Annotated in this window: 4 protein-coding genes; all 4 read right to left on the bottom strand. The window is 70.3% G+C overall.

Annotation, left to right across the window (positions count from 1 at the left end; genetic code table 11):
• A partial coding sequence (locus tag AB0M20_RS31565; protein WP_364303980.1) for a MerR family transcriptional regulator occupies positions 1–533 on the bottom strand: 533 nt, incomplete at its 3' end.
• Between the two features lie 14 nt (positions 534–547).
• Entirely contained in the window at positions 548–1,309 is a 762-nt protein-coding gene (locus AB0M20_RS31570) for an ABC transporter permease (protein ID WP_364303981.1), read from the bottom strand.
• Entirely contained in the window at positions 1,306–2,103 is a 798-nt protein-coding gene (locus AB0M20_RS31575; RefSeq protein WP_364303982.1) for an ABC transporter ATP-binding protein, read from the bottom strand. The genes AB0M20_RS31570 and AB0M20_RS31575 overlap by 4 nt, the downstream gene beginning before the upstream one ends.
• A 62-nt stretch (positions 2,104–2,165) precedes the next feature.
• A complete protein-coding gene (locus AB0M20_RS31580) occupies positions 2,166–3,686 on the bottom strand; it encodes an NAD(P)/FAD-dependent oxidoreductase (protein ID WP_364303983.1) in 1,521 nt (506 codons plus the stop codon).
• Between the last annotated feature and the right edge of the window lie 96 nt (positions 3,687–3,782).

Consider the following 3,782-nt stretch of genomic DNA (forward strand, 5'->3'; position numbering starts at 1 on the left):
TCCAGGAGCTTCGACAGCGCCTGATAGAGCCGGACGACCCGCGGGTTCTCGAGCTGCGCGAACTTGTAGGGCATCCATTCGTCGACCTCGCCGGGCCAGCGGGCCGCCATCAGGATCCACCCGTCCCGCTCGCCCGCCAGCATCCGCTCGGAGGTCCCGATCTCCCGCAGCCGATCGAGATAGGCGACCACCGTCGGCGAGAGGACCAGGTTGTCCCCGGCGGCGAGCTGCGCGATCTGTTTGCGGCTGTTCTCCAGCCGGTCGATCTCGTCGCGCAGGTGGGTGTCGATCCGTTCGACCGCCTCGGCGAAGGCCGCCTCGTCGGCCTCGAGCAACCGGCCGATCTGCGACAGCGGCACGCCGGCGTCGGCGAGGCTGCGGATCTTGATGAGCGACACGACGGCCGGCGCGCCGTACCTCCGGTAGCCCGAGGCGTCCCGCTCCGGCTCGGCCAGAAGCCCGATCTGGTGGTAGTGCCGCACCGCCCGCACCGTGACGCCGGCGTACGCGGCCAGTTGCCCGATGGTGAGCATGCTCTGATCCTCGCTCAGGAGATCTTGCGACGGTAGGTGAAACCGGCGAAGGTGACGGCGACGACGAGGAGGCCGACGCACCAGGCGAGGGCGGTCCAGATGCCGGTGCCGACCGGCTGCTCGGTGAACAGGGCCCGGACCGTGTTGACGATGGAGGTCACCGGCTGGTTCTCGGCGAAGGCGCGCACCGGGCCGGGCATGGATGCGGTGGGTACGAAGGCCGAGCTGATGAACGGCAGGAAGATCAGCGGGTAGGCGAAGGCGCTCGCGCCGTCCACGGAGCTCGCGGTGAGCCCGGGGATCACGGCGAGCCAGGTCAGCGCCAGGGTGAACAGGACGAGGATGCCGGCGACCGCGAGCCACCCCAGCACGCCCGTCCCCGACCGGAAGCCCATCACCAGGGCGACCAGGACGACCACCACGAGCGAGATCAGGTTGGCGACCAGCGAGGTCAGGACGTGCGCCCACAGCACGGCGGACCGGGCGATCGGCATGGACTGGAACCGCTCGAAGATGCCGCCCTGCAGGTCCATGAAGAGCCGGTACGCGGTGTAGGAGATGCCCGAGGCGATCGTGATGAGCAGGATGCCCGGCAGCAGATAGTTCACGTACGAGCCGGTCCCGGTCTGGATCGCGCCGCCGAGGACATACACGAACAGCAGCAGCATGGCGATCGGCGTGAGCACCGTGGTGATGATGGTGTCGGGGCTGCGCACGATGTGGCGCAGGGAACGGCCCAGCAGGACGGCGGTGTCGCCGAAGAAGTGCTTGTTCATCGCTGTTCTCCGTTCGGGGCGGTGCCGACGAGGCTGAGGAAGACTTCCTCGAGGGTGGGCTGCTTCTCGACGTACTCGACCTTGGCCGGGGGCAGGAGCCGCTTGAGCTCGTCGAGGGTGCCGTTCACGATGATCCGGCCCCCGTGCAGGATCGCGATCCGGTCCGCCAGATGCTCCGCCTCGTCGAGATACTGGGTGGTGAGCAGGACCGTCGTGCCGCCCTCGGCGAGATCCTTGACGGCCTGCCACACCTCCAGGCGCCCCTCCGGGTCCAGCCCGGTGGTCGGCTCGTCGAGGAAGATGACCGGCGGGTTCCCGATCAGGCTCATCGCGATGTCGAGGCGGCGGCGCATGCCACCGGAGTACGTCGCCACCCGCCGGCCACCCGCGTCGGTCAGCGAGAACCGCCTCAACAGGTCATCCGCGATCGCGCCGGTGTCCTTGAGGTGCCTCAGCCTGGCGACCAGGACGAGGTTCTCCCGCCCGGTGAGGATCTCGTCGACCGCCGCGAACTGACCGGTGAGGCTGATCGACTCACGGACGTCAGCGGGCCGCGCCGCGACGTCGAAACCGTTGACCTCCGCGCTGCCGGCGTCGGCCTTCAGCAGGGTGCAGAGGATCTTGACCAAGGTGGTCTTGCCGGCCCCGTTCGAGCCGAGCAGGGCGAAGATGCTGCCTCGTGCCACGTCGAAGTCCACACCGCGCAGCACCTTCAGGTCCTTGAATGACTTCTCCAGGCCTTGCACGCGTATCGCGTCATGGTCGGCCCGATCGACTACCGGAGGAATACTCATGCCGTAAGCATGGAAGGTTGACGCAGCGTCAGGGTCAAGTCTTGTGACTCAGCTCCCATCGACTACTTCGCCGACATGACCCTCGCCGGGTCGATGCCCACCGCCGACAGGACCGCCCGGGCCGCGTTGCGTCCCGGGCGGCCGCTCACGCTGCCACCCGGGTGGCTCGTGGAACCGGTGAGGAACAGGCCCCGAATCGAAGTGTCATAGGACGGCCAGCCCGCGATGACCTCACCATCGGGCAACCGGAACTCGCCTCCGTGGCAGGAGCCGCCGAGGTTGTGGGCGTTGTGGGCGGCCACGTCCCGTGGCGACTCGGCGCGCATGGCGAGGATGTCGCCGACCCCGAGGCCGCCGGCCCGTGCCCGGACCCGGTCGACGAACTGTTCGGCGTACCCCTGCCTGGCCTGGTCCCAGGAATCGTCGCCGGCAAGCTCCCAGGGCGCGATCGTCAGAATCTTGAAGGTGCCGCGACCCTCGGGTGCGCGGGACGGGTCGACGACGGTCTGGTTCACCACCAGCAGCCACGGATCGCTCGTGTCCACCTCGCCGCGGTAGAAGGCGTCGAGCTGCGCCACCACTCCGCGGGCGCTGCCGAGACCGGCCGCCACACTCGGCCGGCCGCCGAACGACAGATCGCCGCGCAGCGCCGCGTGCACGGCGAAGACGCTCAGACCCGGCCGCCAGGCGTCGCGGGCCGCCTGCAGATCATCGGTGTCGCCGGCCCCGCTCAGCAGATCCGGCAGCTGCGACAGGTGGCTGCTGGTGACGACGGCGCGGCGGGCCCGCACGCGCCGGCCATCGGTGGTCTCGACGGCGACCGCCCGGCCGTCCGCCACCTCGATGCGGGAGACCGGCGCGCCGGCTGCCACCGCGCCGCCGCGGGCGTGGATCAGCCGCTCCAACGCGGCGGGCAGCGCCCCGGAACCGCCGATCGGTGTCGACCAGCCGAACTTGAGCCGCCCGGCGGTGATCGACGCCGGCAGGACACCGGTGCCCGGCCGCCTCGGGTCCTGGATGGTGGCCATCGAGAGCCACAGCATCGCGTCGCGCACCGCGCCGGACTCGAAGCGTTCGTGGATCACGTCCCAGGCGCTGCGCCGCCGGAGATCGAGGTAGGCCCGCGCGTTGTCGGAGTCGCCGAGCGGCAGGCCGGAGGACCACCGGCCGTGCACCGGTGCCAGGGCGCCGTTCCACTCGTCGATGAGCTTGCGGAAGGCGGCGGCGTCCGGCGCCGACCAGCGGCCGATCTCGTCGGCGGTGGCGTCGAGATCGCGGTGGATCACCAGCGTGTCGCCGTTCGCCTGCGGCAGCACCACGGCCGGATCGGTGTGCACGTACTCCAGGCCCCAGCGGGACAGCAGGCCGAGCTCGTCGTCGACGAGCAGCGGGTTGGACTGGATGAGCACGTGCGCCGACGAGCAGGAATCATGCGCGAAGCCGGGCAGCGTCAGCTCCTCGGTGACCGTGTTGCCGCCGATCACCGGACGGGCCTCCAGCACGAGGACCTGCAGCCCCGCCTCGGCCAGGTAGCCCGCGCAGACCAGGCCGTTGTGCCCGGCGCCGACCACTACGACGTCCACTTCCCCGGGCAGCGAGCTCCTCCGGTGCCTCCTGGCGAATCGGCCTGGTCGATGGCGGCCACCACCGCCTCGGTGGTGAGCGGAAGGTGCCGCACC

The sequence above is a fragment of the Actinoplanes sp. NPDC051633 genome (assembly GCF_040681735.1).
GTDB lineage: Bacteria > Actinomycetota > Actinomycetes > Mycobacteriales > Micromonosporaceae > Actinoplanes.

Bases quoted from the DNA above. Each gene is read 5' to 3' on its own strand.
- AB0M20_RS31570 (WP_364303981.1), bottom strand. From the start codon at position 1,309: ATGAACAAGCACTTCTTCGGCGACACCGCCGTCCTGCTGGGCCGTTCC.
- AB0M20_RS31575 (WP_364303982.1), bottom strand. From the start codon at position 2,103: ATGAGTATTCCTCCGGTAGTCGATCGGGCCGACCATGACGCGATACGC.